Origin of the sequence: Streptomyces sp. NPDC058295, from assembly GCF_042880655.1 — a bacterium.
GTDB classification, from domain to species: Bacteria; Actinomycetota; Actinomycetes; order Streptomycetales; family Streptomycetaceae; genus Streptomyces; species Streptomyces coriariae.
The window spans coordinates 25,276-40,018 of record NZ_JBHVYO010000066.1; the positions used below are offsets into that span (position 1 = coordinate 25,276).

Below are 14,743 nucleotides of genomic sequence, written 5' to 3' on the forward strand. Positions count from 1 at the left end.
CGCGGTGCTCAGACGCCCGGCGCCGCGCTCACCACGCCCGCCACGACCGCCGCGCCCAGGATCGCGTGGTCGGCGGCGGTCCGGTCGGCGTAGGCCAGGGCGAAGTCGGCGACGGCGCGTTCGAAGGTGTCGGCACCGCCGAGGTAGCCGGCGATGGCGACGCGGTCGCCGGACCGGGCGTGGGCGCGGGCCAGGGCGGTGCCGCACAGCCGGGCGTACGCCGCGAGGTCGGCCGGGGACATCCCGGCGACGCCGCCGGAGTTCTTCAGATCGCGCAGCTGACGCCAGTAGAAGGCGCGGCTCTGCGGCCCGGTCATCCAGCCCAGGAAGACGTCCCCGGCGGCCTGGAGCAGCCGCTGCCCGGCGACGACCCGGTGGCCGGGATGCACGTACGGGCCGCTGGGCAGATGCTCCTCCAGGACGGACGCGCGGGCCTCCTTGATCTGGAGGAACAGCGGGTCGTCGGTGTCGCGCCCGGCGAGCAGCACGATGAAGCAGCGGGTGCCGACGCTGCCGACGCCGACGACCTTGCGGGCGGCGTCGACGAAGCGGTAACGGTCCAGCAGCAGACGGCGTTCCTCGGTGAGGGTGGAGCGGTAGTCGCTGAAGATCTTGCGCAGGGCGGCGCCGTCGGAGGCGCCGGCGGGTTCGATGAGCGGCGGGTCGTGGATGATGCGGCGGCGGCCGTCGACGACCTCGGTGAGCTTGTCGAGGGCCTGGAGGCTGGTGCGGCGGCGGGCGCGGGTGAGGCTGCCCCCGGCCCTTCCGCGGCGCCGGGCGGCGCGCAGCAGGGGCAGCAGCCGTTCGGCGTCGATGCGCTCGTACCAGACGGCGAGCTCGTCGAGCCGGGACAGCCGGCGTATGGCGGTGCGGTAGGCGGCCACGGCCTCCAGGGCGGCACGGTGCACCCTCGGCTCGGGGTGGCCGTTCTCGCGGGCGGCCACCGCGACGGAGGCGGCCAGCCGTTTGACGTCCCACTCGAAGGGCCCGGGGAACGTCTCGTCGAAGTCGTTGAGATCGAAGAGCAGGCCCCGCTCCGGGGAGGCGTACAGCCCGAAGTTGAGCAGGTGGGCGTCGCCGCACAGCTGCACGGTCAGTCCGGTGTGCGGCTGTGACGCCAGGTCGGCGGCCATGAGGGCGGCGGAGCCGCGCAGGAAGGCGGACGGTGAGGCGGCCATCCGCCCGTACCGGATCGGCAGCAGCTCGGGCAGCCGGTCCCGGCCCTGCCGCTCCAGCACGGCGACGGGGTCGGGCCGGTCGACGGACGGGACCCAGAGGGCGTGGGCGGAACGCGAGACGCGCTTGCGGGCGTCCCGGCCGCGTCGGGCACGGTCGGTGGGGGTGGTCATCCGCGTCGCCTTCGCACCACATCCGCCTCCCGGTTCACCACATTTCCCGGCCTCCTGTTCGCAGTGAAGGCCGGGAGGGGAGCGTCCGCATGTCGGGTACGTCGAACGGGTGACAGCCGGCGCGCCCGGCGGCCCCGGGCGCCTCGGCGGTCCTGGCGCGCCCCCGGGGGCTCGGTTGCCGTGGGCGTGACGGGCGTCGGGACCCGATTGTCAGTGGCGTCGGGAAGGATGGCGGGCAGGGACGAGTGCCGGACGGCGACGGGGCGACGAGGGGTGGAGGCCGGTATGAGTGACGGGCTGCGGTACATCGGTGTGGCCGAGCGGCGGGCGCGGCTGGCCCTGCGGCACCGGCTGGCCCCGCAGGCGCGGGTCGCGACACCCGAGGCGGTGGCCGACGCGCTCCTCGCCCTGCACGGTTCGGACCCGGCGACCGTGTACCTGGCGGTCGGCGCCCGCCTCGCCGACCCGGCGACGACGGTGACGGAGACCGACCGGGCGCTGTACGCGGACCGGAGCCTCGTCCGGATGCACGGCATGCGGCACACCGTCTTCGTGTTCCCGACGGATTCGACGGCGGTCGTGCACGCCTCGACCGGGCTCGCGGTCGCCGCGCGGGAGCGGGCCACCCTGGTGAAGGACATGGCGAAGGCCGGCGCACCGGACGCGGCCTGGCTGAAGGAGGTCGAGGAGTCGGCGCTGGCCGCCCTGGCCCGGCTCGGCCAGGCGACCGCGGCCGAGCTGGCCCGCGAGGAGCCGCGCCTGCGGGAGCAGTTCGTGTACGCGGCGGGGAAGCCCTACGAGGGCGTCCACACCGTCGTGACCCGGCTGCTGAGAGTGCTGGGGGTGGAGGGCAAGGTGGTCAGGGGGCGCCCGCTGGGCTCGTGGACGTCGAGCCAGTTCCGCTGGGCTCTGGCCCCCGAGCACGCCGAACTGCCGGTGGCGCAGGCCCAGTCGGAGCTGCTGCGGCACTGGCTGACGGCGTGCGGCCCGGCCACGGAGGCCGATCTGAAGTGGTGGACGGGCTGGAAGGTGACGGACGTCCGCCGGGCGCTGACGGCGATCGGGGCGCGTGCGGTGACGCTGGACGAGGGGACGGGGTACGTCGTCGAGGACGACGTGGATGCCGTGCCCGCCCCCGTCGAACCGTGGGCGGCCCTGCTGCCCGGCCTCGACCCGACGGCCATGGGCTGGCAGGGCCGGGACTGGTATCTGGCCCCGGAGCTGCGCCCCGCCCTGTTCGACTACAGCGGGAACGTGGGCCCGACGGTGTGGTGGAACGGCCGCGTGGTGGGGGGTTGGGCCCAACGGGCCGACGGCGAGATCGTGTGGCGGATCCTGGCCGGCGAAGACACGGGCGCCGGCAAGGGCAAGGGCGAGGAGGTGGGCGCCGAGGCGAAGGCGGCGATCGAGGCGGCGGCGGGGCGGTTGGAGTCATGGCTGGGGGCGACCCGGGTGACACCGAGGTTCCGCACACCGGTGGAGAAGGACCTGGTGAAGTGACCCCCGGTCCTCGGTCCCCGCACCCGTCCCCGGAGTCCCTGCTCTCGTCCCCGCGCCCATCCCCGCCCCTGCGGACGCCGATGCCGGGTGCCGTCACCGGGAAACGGCACCCGGCACCCGGCACCCGGTTCAGCGTGAGTACCGCAGGAGCGCCCGCACCATGTGGCACGTCGTGTCCGACGGCGCATGGACGCCGATCAGCTCCGCCGTGCTGCGGATCTTCTCGTTGCGGGCCTGGTTCGGCATATACACGCCCAGGTCGAGCAGGGCGATGGCGAGGCGCATCGCCTTCAGGCGACGGTTGTGCATGACGTACCAATCGCGCGGTCGCCCGGGCGGCAACGGCCGCTTCTCGACGGGCACATAGGGCAGGTCGAGCTGGACGGAACGCTTCGCGGTGGACTGGGTCGGCAACGGCTTCGGCTTCAGTGCGGCAGCGGGCACAGGCATCCTCCTGTCGCGGTCAGGGCCCGGTCCGGAACCTCCGGCGAACCCTCGAACACTGCTTCTATTCTACTGCCCGCCACTGACAATCGCCCCTGATCACAAGGGCTTTCGCGGCTTCGGAGGGCTACCGTGTGCCGCATGGAGATCTGGATCAACCCCGCCTGTTCCAAGTGCCGCAGCGCCCTCACCCTCCTCGACGCCGAGGGCGCCGACTACACCGTCCGGCGCTATCTGGAGGACGTGCCGAGCGAGGACGAGATCGCGGCCGTGCTCGACCGCCTCGGCCTGGAGCCCTGGGACATCACGCGCACCCAGGAGGCCGAGGCCAAGGAGCTCGGCCTGAAGGACTGGGCGCGGGACGCGAGCACGCGCGAACGCTGGATCACCGCGCTCGCCGCGCACCCCCGGCTCATCCAGCGCCCCATCATCACGGCGGAGGACGGCACCGCGCTGGTGGCCCGCACCGACGAGGCCGTACGGGACGCGTTGTCCCGTTAGAGGCGCCCTGGCCGCTCGGTCGACGAAACGATGCGCGCGGCGGCGGGAGCCGGCCTCCCACGCACTGCTACCCTCCGCCGCCATGACCTTCGGTGATCAAGGACGTGGGTTCCCTCCCGAGCAGGGGCGAATACGACGGCGTCGGCGGGCCCGGCGTTCGGCGGCCGTCGGGTCCTGCGCGGCCCTCGTCGCCGCCGTCGCCGCCGGCACCATGCTGATCGCGGACGAGGACGACGGTGACCGACCCGGCTCCGCTCCCCCGGCGACGGCGAAGGCGACCGCGACCGCCTCGGCGCTCACCGACGCGCCGTCCACGGGCCCGGAGTTCCCCTCCTACGCCACGAGCGCGCTCCCCTCCCTGCTCGCCCGCCCGATCGTCCGGCCGGAGCAGGCGTTCCCCTCGACGAGCGTCCGGCTGCGGGACGGCTCCCGGTACGCCCGCGTCGACCTGTCCACCACCGTCGACTGCGCTCGGGGCGTGTCGCCCGCGCTCGCCCGGCTGGTCGAACAGGGCGAGGGATGCTCCCGGTCGACGGCGGCCCTGTTCACGGACACCGAACGGCGCTCGCAGGTGACGGTCACCGTGCTGAGCTTCGAGCGGGTGGAAGACGCCTCGCGCGTGTTCACGATGGCCTCGACGGACCCGGTGACGTATCGGGTGGACCCGCTGGATCCGCCTGCGGAGGCCGGCCTGCCGACGGTCCCGCCGGGCTCGTCCGGGGTCTCCCGACGGGCGATGACCGTCCGGTCGGTGCTGTTCGCGAACGGACGGTGGGGCGACGGCGCGAAGACCGGGGAGGCCGAACTCACCTCCCGGACCGAGGGGTTGCTCCGGCGGGCCGACGACACGGTGGCGGTGTACGAGGAGGGAAGGAACTGACTCCGGCCCCGCACACCGCAACCCGGTTGTGACGCACACCACTTCGGTTGACTCCCGCAACCTCTGAGTAACCTCGTTCGATATCTCGTACATAGCGGCGTACGCTCCCCTACCCCTCAGGAGGCGCGCATGTCGCGCAGGAGAAGTCTCGGCACGAAGAAGAAGATCGCGCTGCTCGTCAGCGCCGCGGCGGTGGCGGGCGCCGGCGCCTTCGCCATGGCGTCCACCTCGAACGCCTCGCAGAGCGGGCAGGACGCCAGGACGCTGTCCGCCGGGGACTCGACCGTCTGCGCGGGACTGGCCACGGCCCTCGGCAACAACCAGAAGTTCATCGAGGGCCAGAAGACCAGCCCGGACGCGCAGTCCGAAGCCCGGATCGCCAACCGCGAGGCGGTCATCGCGCAGATCAAGGTCCAGCAGCAGGCGTCCGGCTGCGTCGTTGGGGAGTCGGCTCAGGACTCCCAGGCGACACAGCCTTCGCAGGCCGCTTCCGCTCCGGCCGCTTCTGCCCCGGCGGCCTCCGCCCCGGCCGGAAACACGGGTAACGCCGGAAACACGGGTAACGCGGGAAACGGCGGCGGTGCCGCCTCCGGCCAGCAGGTCTGCAACGGTTCCACGGTGACGCTCTCCGGCGAGGGCGGTGCCCCGGCCGCGTCGAGTAACCAGTTCCCGGCGGGGACCAAGCTGAAGGTCACCAACCTGGACAACAACAAGTCCACGACCGTCGAGGTGACCTCGGTCTCCGGCAGCTGTGCCCTGCTCAACAACGCGGCCTTCGAACTGGTCCGTGAGCCCGGCAAGTTCCTGATCCGCCGGGCCCTGATCGAGAAGGTGGGGTGACGCCCGGCCACCGGTCACCTCGGTGCACCGGCGGGATCTTCCGGAGCATCCCGTAAGGGTGTACGTGTCATCGGTCCTGCTGCTCGCGGCCACGAGCAGCAGGACCGGCGCGTTCGGGGGCCGCACCTTCGGAGCCCGCACCTCCGGGCCCGCACCTCCGTTGCCCGCACCTCCGGGCCCGCGCGTCCAGGATCCACGCGTCCGGGATCCACGCGTCGCGGGCGCGCGCGCTCGCATACGAACCCACCGATTCACCGCTCACACCGTGAGCCGCACCACAGAACCACCAGGTAACACGGGGTTCACATTCGAGCAATGATCGGGAAATCGCCTGTTGACAAGCTGCCGGGCAAACAGGCGGCGCCCCAGTGCCGCAGCGCCGCAGCACCCGCACGTGCGTAAGACACACCCCCGAAGGAAGTGGCCCGTGACCTTCAAGGCTGAGTACATCTGGATCGACGGCACCCAGCCGACGGCGAAGCTCCGTTCCAAGACGAAGATCATCGCGGGTGAGCCCGCCGGTCTCGACGCGCTGGGGATCTGGGGCTTCGACGGGTCCTCCACGAACCAGGCCGAGGGCCACTCCTCGGACCGTGTCCTCAAGCCGGTCTTCACCTGCCCCGACCCGATCCGCGGCGGCGACGACATCCTCGTCCTGTGCGAGGTCCTCAACATCGACATGACGCCGCACGAGTCCAACACGCGTGCCGCGCTCACCGAGGTCTCCGAGAAGTTCGCCGGGCAGGAGCCGATCTTCGGCATCGAGCAGGAGTACACGTTCTTCCAGGACGGTTACCCGCTCGGCTTCCCCAAGGGCGGCTTCCCGGCCCCGCAGGGCGGCTACTACTGCGGTGTCGGCGCGGACGAGATCTTCGGCCGTGAGGTCGTCGAGGCGCACCTGGAGAACTGCCTGGCCGCCGGTCTCGCGATCTCCGGCATCAACGCCGAGGTCATGCCCGGCCAGTGGGAGTTCCAGGTCGGCCCGGTCTCCCCGCTCGAGGTCTCCGACCACCTGTGGGTGGCCCGCTGGCTGCTCTACCGCACCGCCGAGGACTTCGGCATCGCCGCCACCCTCGACCCGAAGCCGGTCAAGGGCGACTGGAACGGCGCCGGCGCGCACACCAACTTCTCCACGAAGGCGATGCGCGAGGGCTATGACGCGATCATCACCGCGTGCGAGTCGCTCGGTGAGGGCTCGAAGCCGCTCGACCACGTCAAGCACTACGGCGCCGGCATCGACGACCGTCTGACGGGTCTGCACGAGACCGCCCCGTGGAACGAGTACTCCTACGGTGTCTCCAACCGTGGCGCCTCGGTCCGTATCCCGTGGCAGGTCGAGCAGGATGGCAAGGGCTACATCGAGGACCGCCGTCCGAACGCGAACGTCGACCCGTACCTGGTGACGCGTCTGATCGTCGACACCTGCTGCTCGGCGCTGGAGAAGGCCGGCCAGGTCTGATCCGCTCCGCGGCTCTCGCGAAGGGGCGCCCGCCGACTCGGCGGGCGCCCCTTCCGCATATCCTGCGCTCCCATGGGGACGGAGAGAGACCGGGCGAGTCTCGAACGCGCATACGGCTCGACGGGTGACGTACCCGCACTGCTGCGGGCGCTGGAGTCCACGGACGAGGCCGCGCGCCGGCGGGCGATGGACCGGCTGTACTCCTCCCTGTGTTTCGGGGAGGAGGTCCCCACGGCACCCGCGGTGCCGCAGCTGATCCGGCTCGCCCTGCACGGGGCCGGCCCCCGGGCCGAACTGCTCGACCTGCTGGCGAACCTCGCGAACTGGGCCGGGCACAGCGACGAACAGCAGCGGGCCCGGCGCGCCCTGGCGGAGGCGATGCCGTCCCTGATCCCCTTCGCCCACGACGCCGATCCGGCCGTACGCGAGTCGATGGTGCTGCTGATCGCCGCGTCCGGCCGGGAGTCCGGCCCGGCGACGGCGCCCCTGCTGCGGGACCGGCTCGCCGAGGAGACCGATCCCCGGGTGCGTGCCCGGGTCGTGACGGCGCTCGGACTGCTGGAGCCGGGCGACGGCGCCTGGCGGCACGGTCTGCTGGCCGACCCCGCCCCCCGGGTCGCGCTCGCCGCCGCCGAGGACCTGCTGCGCACCACCGAACCGCCCCTGCCGCACCCGCTGGTGGACGCCTGCGCGCGGGCGTACACCGCCGTGACCGACCTGCCGGAGGAACCGGAGATCTCGCTCTGGCCGGGGCACTACCGGCCGTTCACCGAACGGCTGCTGGAGGACCCCGGGGCCGCGCTGCGGGCCCTCGGCCGGGGGATGCCGCTCGCTTTCGGGATCACCGAGCGCTGGCGGGACCGCGAGGCCGATGTGCTCCCCTGGGCGCTGCGCGAGACGGAGGGCGAGGCCTGGCAGCTGTACCGGCTGGCGCAGCTGACCTGCGCGCTGCCGCCGGAGCTGCACGCGCGCGTGCGGGAGCGGGTGCTGCCGTACCTCGCCGACGACAGTCCGGCGGTGCGGGCCGGGGCGGTCACCGCGCTGGCCCGCGCGCGGGTGCCGGTGGCGGTGGCGGTCGAGGAGGCGCTGCGGCTGATCGGGGAGGCGCCCGGTGCGTACGACACCGTCCGCGTCGTCAAGGCGGTGACCGACGAGTTCGGGGCCGCGGCGGCGCCCGTGGCGCGGGCGGTGGCCCGGCAGTCGGGGGACGGTCACTCGGAGCTGGTCAAGGTGCTGACGCGGTACCCCGAGGTGGCGGCGGACGCCGTCGAGGAGCTCGCCGGACTGCTGACCCGGCACGGCACCGGCTACCCGTCCGTCGCGGTCGCCGTGCTGACCGGGCTGGGGCCCGCAGCGGGCGAGGTGGGCGAGCGGGCGCTGCGGATCTGCGCGCGGGAGGGCGTCCACTCCTCCGTCTCCGCGGAGGCCGCGGTGGCGCTCTGGCCGGTCGCCGCCGACCCCGAGCCGGCGCTGTCCTTCCTCCGCCGGGAGCTTGCCGCCTCGGCCTCCGCCTGGGCGACGAACCTCGCGGGCCGGCTCGGTGCCGTCGCCGCACCGCTGCTGCCGTTCGTCGAGCCGCTGCTAGCGCCCCGTACGCCGGCCGTCACCCGGGCCGCGGCCGCACTGGCCGTCTGGCGCATCACCGGCAGGACCGAGGACACCGTGGATCCCCTGGTCCGGGAGGCGCTCAAGTGGAAGAGGGTCAACCCGGGCCCGCCCCACCCGGTGATGACGCTCACGGAGATGGGGCTCCTCCCCCGCTTCGCCGTGGAGCCGCTGCGCCGCGGGGCCGAGGCGCCGCGGCGGGCCGTGAAGGACCTCATGTACGGCGACGCGGCGCATCCGGACGACGTGTTGCGGGCGGCCGTCCGCGAGCTGCTCAGGACGGCGCGCGTGATCGACTGACGCCGACTTCACGCCAGGAATCGTCCAAGCTGTGAGAGGAGGCTCCTGTTACGGGCGGGTGTCTGCTTCAATGGGCCCATGGCCAGCTTCCAGAAGTGCACCGCGACGGGTCGTCACGACCTCGAGCCCTTCTGGCCTTCCCGCCAGCACCATGACTTCGACCGGGTGTGTTGCCGCGCGATGAACGCGCCGGCCCTCTAAAGCCGTACACCCCGGCCTTCGGCCAGCGCGCACGACGTACGTCCTCGACGAGCCCGACCACGAATCGCGGCCGTCGACCTCCCCGACGAACTTCTCGCGCGAAAGAGCTGACCTCTCATGGCGAACACTCGTTCCCTCTCCTCCGCTCCCAGCCTCACCGCCGCCGCCCCGAACGGCACCGCCCGCCACCGACTGCGGGCCGTCGACCGGGACGAGGTGGTCGACGTCACCGACTTCCTGCCGCCGGGCGCGACCTGGCTGCCCGCTCCCGCGCACACCCTGCCCACCCTGCCGGGCCAGCCGCCGATGGTCGGCTACCTGGTGCTCGTCCCGGCCGACCAGCAACCGCCGTTCCTGCCGGTGGCGGTGCCGGACCGGCCGGCGGCCGAGGAGGCCGGCGAGCCCGAGGGTGCCGGGCGTCCGCTGGTACGGATCGACCCCGTGCAGCGCACGGCCGCCGTCGACGGGCAGCAACTCGACCTCACCTACCTGGAGTTCGAGCTTCTCGCGCACCTGGTCGCGCACCCGAACCGGGTGCACACCCGCGACCAGCTCGTCACCACGGTGTGGGGCTACGGGCACGTGGGCGACGGCCGTACGGTCGACGTGCACATCGCCCGGCTGCGCCGCAAGCTGGGCGCACAGCACCGCCAGTCGATCCAGACGGTGCGCCGGGTCGGTTACAAGTACACCCCGCCGACCGGCCACTGACCCACTCGGTCTGCCGACGGCAGAGCACGGTTCCCTGCCGCGTCCGGAGCGGGCACAGTCACCGGTATGAGACTTCTGGTGCTGGGTGGTACGGAGTTCGTGGGACGGGCCGTCGTCGAGGCGGCCCTCGGGCGCGGCTGGGACGTGACGGTCTTCAACCGGGGGCGGTTCGCCTCCGCCCCCGGTACCCGGTCGCTGACCGGTGACCGCACCGCGCCCGGCGGCCTCGACGCCCTGGCCGAGGGCGACTGGGACGCCGTCGTCGACACCTGGTCGGCGGCGCCCCGCGCGGTGCACGAGGCGGCGCGGCTGCTGCGGGGCCGCGCCCGCCGGTATGTGTACGTGTCGAGCTGCTCGGTGTACACCTGGGCCCCGCCCGCCGGGTACCCCGAAGACGCGCCCGTCGTCGAGGGGGCCGAGCCCGACGCCGAACAGAGCGACTACGCACGGGACAAGCGCGGCGGCGAGCTGGCCGTCGTCGACGCCTTCGGCGCGGAGTCCTCCGTTCTCGTACGGGCCGGGCTGATCCTCGGCCCGTACGAGAACGTCGGACGGCTGCCCTGGTGGCTGACCCGGATCGCCCGCGGCGGCCCGGTCCTCGCGCCCGGCCCGCGCGAGCTGCCCTTGCAGTACGTGGACGCCCGCGATCTCGCCGGGTGGATCCTCGGCGCGGTCGAGCGGGAGCTGAGCGGGCCGTACAACCTGATGAGCCCGCAGGGACACGCGACGATGGGCGAGCTACTGAAGGCGTGCGTGCGGGCCACCGGCTCGGACGCCGAACTGCGGTGGACGGCGCCGGAGATCATCCTCGACGCGGGCATCGAGCCGTGGACCGAACTGCCCGTGTGGGTGCCGCCGGGCAGCGACATGCACGACGCCCTGCACGCGGCCGACGTCTCCCGGGCGGTGGCGACGGGGCTGGCCTGCCGTCCCGTCGAGGAGACCGTCGCCGACACCTGGGCCTGGCTGAGGTCGATCGGCGGTGAGGCGCCCCAGCGTCCGGACCGCACCCGCAAGGGCCTCGACCCGGAGGTGGAGGCGAAGGTGCTCGCGGCGGGCTCCGGCGGACCGGGTCCCGGAGGTGTACCTGGCACCACCCTCTGACCGGGGGCGTCGGGCCAGTGACCGCCCGTCCGCGGCTCGGCCAGACTGAGGGCATGAACACCAACACGAAGAGCGGCGAAGGCGGTTCGAGGGCGCGTGGGATGCTGCTCGCCGCCGGACGGGGGCTCGCGCTGGCCGTCGGGTCGCTGCCGCTGAGCATCCTGGGCTTCTGCCTCTCCCTCGTGTCGATGGCACTGATACCGATCGGGGTCGGGGCGCTCACCACGCCCTACGTGGTGAAGGGGGTGCGCGCCTACGCCGAGCGGCGGCGCGCGCTCGCCGAGCGGTGGGGCGGGGTGCGCATCCCGTCGGCGTACCGGCCGGCCCCCGACACCGCCAATCCGTTCCGGCGCACCTACGCGCTGCTGCGCGACCCGGCGACCTGGCGGGACCTGCGGTGGCTCCTGGTGGACATGCCGGCCGGGTTCCTGACCGCTCTGCTGCCGGCCGTCCTGGTCGTCTTTCCCATCGAGGGGCTGGCGTTGCCGGCCGGGCTGTGGCGGGTGTACGTCGAGACGCCAGGCGTCGCGTACTGGTACGGCTTCGTGCCGGTCACCGGCCAGGCGTCCGCGTTCGGCGCCGCGGCCCTGGGCGCGGTCCTCCTCGTCGTCGCCCACCGGTACGCCGTGAGCGCCCTGCGGGTCCACTTCCTCCTCACCAAGGCGATGCTCACCCCGAGCCAGGCAGAACTGGCCGAGCGGGTAAGGGTGTTGACGGAGACCCGGCGGGACGCCGTGGACACCTCGGCCGCCGAACTGCGCCGCATCGAGCGGGATCTGCACGACGGCGCCCAGGCCCGGCTGGTGGCGATGGGCATGGACCTCGGGACCGTCGAGATGCTCGTCGACAAGGACCCGGAGAAGGCCAAGGCGCTGCTCGCACAGGCCCGCCGGTCGTCCGCCGAGGCGCTCTCCGAGCTGCGTGACCTGGTGCGCGGCATCCACCCGCCGGTACTGGCCGAGCGTGGACTCGGGGACGCCGTACGGGCGTTGGCGCTGCGGCTGCCGGTCGCCACCGAGGTGGACGTCGAGATCGAGGGCGGCCGGGTGGACGCGCCCGTGGAGTCGGCGGCCTACTTCGCGGTGAGCGAGCTGCTCACCAACGCGGTCAAGCACTCCGGCGCCGGCCGGATCTGGGTCGACCTCCATCACGGTGCGGGCCGGCTGCGGATCTCGGTCACCGACGACGGCGCGGGCGGCGCGGCGATCGGGGCCGGCTCGGGTCTCGCCGGTGTCGAGCGGCGACTGGGTACATTCGACGGCGTCCTGGCCGTCAGCTCTCCCGCCGGCGGTCCCACCATGGTGACCATGGAGATCCCTTGCGTGTTGTCCTAGCCGAGGACCTCTTCCTGCTGCGCGACGGCCTCGTCCGGTTGCTGGAGGCCTACGACTTCGAGATCGCCGCCGCTGTCGAGACCGGGCCCGAACTGGAGCGGGCGCTCGCCGAACTGGAGCCGGACGTCGCCGTGGTCGACGTCCGGCTCCCGCCCACGCACACGGACGAGGGCCTGCAGTGCGCGCTCCAGGCCCGCCGCAGGAGGCCCGGACTGCCGGTGCTCGTGCTCTCCCAGCACGTCGAGCAGCTGTACGCGCGCGAGCTGCTCGCCGACGGCACCGGCGGGATCGGCTATCTGCTGAAGGACCGGGTGTTCGACGCGGAACAGTTCGTGGACGCCGTACGGCGGGTCGCGGCCGGTGGTACGGCGATGGACCCGCAGGTGATCCAGCAGCTGCTGGCCCGGCGCTCGGGTGACGGAAAGGGACCGGTGGACCGGCTCACTCCGCGCGAGCGGGAGGTGATGGAGCTGATGGCACAGGGCCGGTCGAACGCGGCGATCGCGGGCAAACTGGTCGTCACCGAGCGGGCGGTCGCCAAGCACACGGCGAACATTTTCGTGAAGCTGGGTTTGGAGGTCACCGGCGACGACAACCGCAGGGTGCTGGCGGTGCTGGCCTATCTGGACCGGGATCGCTGACCTCCTCAACTGCTGGGTTGTGTGAGGGTGTTGGGGTTGTTTTGTCGTACGGAGCTCTCATCAATTTCTGAGCGGGCTGAACACCTCTGGGGCCACGTGCGTAAAGGAGGGGGCAGCTTCAGCTTCACTCCTGTCGGGCGCCTCGATGCTGCCCCGCAAGGAAGTCAGAGGAGTTCCATGGGACGCAACATACGTAAACGCCGTTCGTCGATGGCCACGAAGGCCGTGGCAGCATCGGCGGCCCTAGCGCTCGGCGGGGGCGGGCTGATCTGGGCGAACTTCTACGCTTCGGCGCACGAGTCGAACTCGGGCCAGAACTCGACCAAGGCCGCCACGGCGGCCGCGCAGGTCGCCACCATCTCCTGCCCGGACGTGGGGCAGAAGCTGACGAACGTACCCAACGGGGCGAAACAGGGCGTCGCGACCGAGCTGGCCAACCTGGACAAGCAGATCACCGAGGCCTACACCCGGCTCGCGTCCACGCGTCAGGCCCAGACCAACGACGCCGGCTTCGTGCAGAACGCGATCACCGGCCCCCTCAAGGAGAAGCGCGCCGCCACGATCGACCGGATCCGCATCAACATCCAGCGGTCCGGTGGCCAGTTCAACAGCTCGCTGAGCCAGTTGGCGGCCTGCACCACGCAGGCGGCGAACACCAACGCCGGCCAGGCGGGGGGCGGTCAGCAGCAGAACGGTGGCCAGCAGCAGAACGGCGGCCAGCAGCAGAACGGTGGCCAGAACAACAACGGCGGCCAGCAGAACAACGGCAACGCCGGCCAGGCGCAGAACGGCCAGGGCGGCAACGGCCCGGTCGCCGCGGACTTCGTGGACATCACGAAGGTCCAGGCCAACGCGCAGCTGGGCGTCGGCGCGAACGGCGCCAAGGCCAACGGCAACAGCGGCTCCCGCGGCACCTTCACCTCGAGCTGCGGCACCAACGGGAACGACAACCACAACACGGACAACGTGATCGTCGCCCCCGGTGTCACCAACGGCGCGCACCACCTGCACGACTACGTCGGCAACCAGAACAACGACGCCTTCGCGAGCGACCAGGAGCTGGCGGGAGCCGGCACCAGCTGCCAGAACCAGGGCGACAAGTCCTCGTACTTCTGGCCGGTACTGCGTGTCCAGGACGGCTCGCAGGACTTCGACCAGAACAACGACGGCGGTGGCAAGGAAGGCAACGTCGGCAAGATCCTGCAGCCCGCCCAGGCGCAGATCAAGTTCGTCGGCAACAAGAAGGGCAACGTCGTCGCGATGCCGACGGCCCTGCGCATCATCACCGGTGACGCGAAGGCCTTCGTCAACGGCAACGCCAACGCGAACGTGAACTGGAGCTGCACCGGCTTCGAGAACAAGGTGCAGCTGGAGACCCAGTACCCGATCTGCCCGCAGGGCAGCCAGGTGGTGCGGACGACCAACTTCCAGAGCTGCTGGGACGGTAAGAACATCGACAGCGCCAACCACCGCACGCACGTGGCCTTCGCCCAGGCGGACGGCACCTGCGCCAACGGCTTCAAGGCGATCCCCCAGCTCCAGGTCCGGCTCGTCTACAACGTTCCGGCCCCGAAGCTCCAGAACGGGACGGTCGTGCAGCCGTACGCGGTGGACAGCTTCCCGGAGAACCTGCACAAGCCGATCACCGACCACAACGACTTCATCAACTTCTTCTCGACGAACCTGATGAACAAGATGGTCAACTGCATCAACACCGGCAAGAAGTGCAAGTGACCCGCTGAGCGGGACAACCGGTAGGACCGACTGAGAAGGCCGGCGGTGAGGATTCCTGACCGCCCGGCGTCTGGTGTGGGGTGGGGGCGTGGGCACGGGGGGCGGGCGGGGGTTGCGGGGGAGTGTCCGGGGTGCGCAGC

13 protein-coding genes are annotated in these 14,743 nt (G+C 72.2%); 11 read left to right on the top strand and 2 right to left on the bottom strand.

Features of this window, described 5'->3' with window-relative positions; genetic code table 11:
* Window positions 1-8 precede the first annotated feature (8 nt).
* Window positions 9-1,349: a DUF2252 domain-containing protein gene (locus ACFVYS_RS39680; RefSeq protein ID WP_389510187.1), complete on the bottom strand. Its 1,341-nt coding sequence runs from the start codon at window positions 1,347-1,349 to the stop codon at window positions 9-11.
* A gap of 285 nt (window positions 1,350-1,634) precedes the next feature.
* On the opposite strand from ACFVYS_RS39680, the gene ACFVYS_RS39685 reads away from it, so the two are divergent.
* Window positions 1,635-2,849: a winged helix DNA-binding domain-containing protein gene (locus ACFVYS_RS39685; RefSeq protein WP_389510189.1), complete on the top strand. Its 1,215-nt coding sequence runs from the start codon at window positions 1,635-1,637 to the stop codon at window positions 2,847-2,849.
* 129 nt (window positions 2,850-2,978) lie between these two features.
* Here ACFVYS_RS39685 and ACFVYS_RS39690 read toward each other — a convergent pair whose 3' ends face one another.
* The gene (locus ACFVYS_RS39690; RefSeq protein WP_356260447.1) at window positions 2,979-3,293 is read right to left on the bottom strand and encodes a hypothetical protein; all 315 of its coding nucleotides are present in this window, start codon (window positions 3,291-3,293) and stop codon (window positions 2,979-2,981) included.
* A 141-nt stretch (window positions 3,294-3,434) separates the two neighbouring features.
* On the opposite strand from ACFVYS_RS39690, the gene ACFVYS_RS39695 reads away from it, so the two are divergent.
* From ACFVYS_RS39695 to ACFVYS_RS39740, 10 genes are all read left to right on the top strand, one after another.
* A complete protein-coding gene (locus tag ACFVYS_RS39695) occupies window positions 3,435-3,794 on the top strand; it encodes an arsenate reductase family protein (protein WP_389510191.1) in 360 nt (119 codons plus the stop codon).
* Window positions 3,795-3,876: 82 nt separating this feature from the next.
* Complete coding sequence (locus ACFVYS_RS39700) at window positions 3,877-4,674, top strand: hypothetical protein (RefSeq protein WP_389510193.1); 798 nt, start codon at window positions 3,877-3,879, stop codon at window positions 4,672-4,674.
* Between the two features lie 129 nt (window positions 4,675-4,803).
* Window positions 4,804-5,514: a hypothetical protein gene (locus tag ACFVYS_RS39705; protein WP_389510195.1), complete on the top strand. Its 711-nt coding sequence runs from the start codon at window positions 4,804-4,806 to the stop codon at window positions 5,512-5,514.
* Between the two features lie 427 nt (window positions 5,515-5,941).
* Complete coding sequence (glnII, locus tag ACFVYS_RS39710) at window positions 5,942-6,973, top strand: glutamine synthetase (protein WP_389510197.1); 1,032 nt, start codon at window positions 5,942-5,944, stop codon at window positions 6,971-6,973.
* Between the two features lie 72 nt (window positions 6,974-7,045).
* Entirely contained in the window at window positions 7,046-8,878 is a 1,833-nt protein-coding gene (locus ACFVYS_RS39715; protein WP_389510199.1) for a HEAT repeat domain-containing protein, read from the top strand.
* Window positions 8,879-9,196: 318 nt separating this feature from the next.
* Window positions 9,197-9,790 carry a winged helix-turn-helix domain-containing protein gene (locus ACFVYS_RS39720; RefSeq protein ID WP_389510201.1) on the top strand — a complete coding sequence of 198 codons (594 nt, stop codon included), beginning with the start codon at window positions 9,197-9,199 and terminating at the stop codon, window positions 9,788-9,790.
* Between the two features lie 66 nt (window positions 9,791-9,856).
* Window positions 9,857-10,894: an NAD-dependent epimerase/dehydratase family protein gene (locus ACFVYS_RS39725; protein ID WP_389510203.1), complete on the top strand. Its 1,038-nt coding sequence runs from the start codon at window positions 9,857-9,859 to the stop codon at window positions 10,892-10,894.
* A 53-nt stretch (window positions 10,895-10,947) separates the two neighbouring features.
* Window positions 10,948-12,228, top strand: coding sequence for a sensor histidine kinase (locus ACFVYS_RS39730; RefSeq protein WP_389510205.1), 1,281 nt, complete (start codon window positions 10,948-10,950; stop codon window positions 12,226-12,228).
* Window positions 12,213-12,869, top strand: coding sequence for a LuxR C-terminal-related transcriptional regulator (locus ACFVYS_RS39735; protein WP_389510207.1), 657 nt, complete (start codon window positions 12,213-12,215; stop codon window positions 12,867-12,869). The genes ACFVYS_RS39730 and ACFVYS_RS39735 overlap by 16 nt, the downstream gene beginning before the upstream one ends.
* A gap of 177 nt (window positions 12,870-13,046) precedes the next feature.
* Entirely contained in the window at window positions 13,047-14,603 is a 1,557-nt protein-coding gene (locus ACFVYS_RS39740; protein ID WP_389510209.1) for a DUF1996 domain-containing protein, read from the top strand.
* Window positions 14,604-14,743 lie beyond the last annotated feature (140 nt).

Coding starts and splice junctions, on each gene's coding strand:
- ACFVYS_RS39720 (WP_389510201.1), top strand. CDS start 9,197: ATGGCGAACACTCGTTCCCTCTCCTCCGCTCCCAGCCTCACCGCCGCC.
- ACFVYS_RS39740 (WP_389510209.1), top strand. CDS start 13,047: ATGGGACGCAACATACGTAAACGCCGTTCGTCGATGGCCACGAAGGCC.
- ACFVYS_RS39705 (WP_389510195.1), top strand. CDS start 4,804: ATGTCGCGCAGGAGAAGTCTCGGCACGAAGAAGAAGATCGCGCTGCTC.
- ACFVYS_RS39715 (WP_389510199.1), top strand. CDS start 7,046: ATGGGGACGGAGAGAGACCGGGCGAGTCTCGAACGCGCATACGGCTCG.
- ACFVYS_RS39680 (WP_389510187.1), bottom strand. CDS start 1,349: ATGACCACCCCCACCGACCGTGCCCGACGCGGCCGGGACGCCCGCAAG.
- ACFVYS_RS39685 (WP_389510189.1), top strand. CDS start 1,635: ATGAGTGACGGGCTGCGGTACATCGGTGTGGCCGAGCGGCGGGCGCGG.
- ACFVYS_RS39700 (WP_389510193.1), top strand. CDS start 3,877: ATGACCTTCGGTGATCAAGGACGTGGGTTCCCTCCCGAGCAGGGGCGA.
- ACFVYS_RS39725 (WP_389510203.1), top strand. CDS start 9,857: ATGAGACTTCTGGTGCTGGGTGGTACGGAGTTCGTGGGACGGGCCGTC.
- ACFVYS_RS39695 (WP_389510191.1), top strand. CDS start 3,435: ATGGAGATCTGGATCAACCCCGCCTGTTCCAAGTGCCGCAGCGCCCTC.
- ACFVYS_RS39730 (WP_389510205.1), top strand. CDS start 10,948: ATGAACACCAACACGAAGAGCGGCGAAGGCGGTTCGAGGGCGCGTGGG.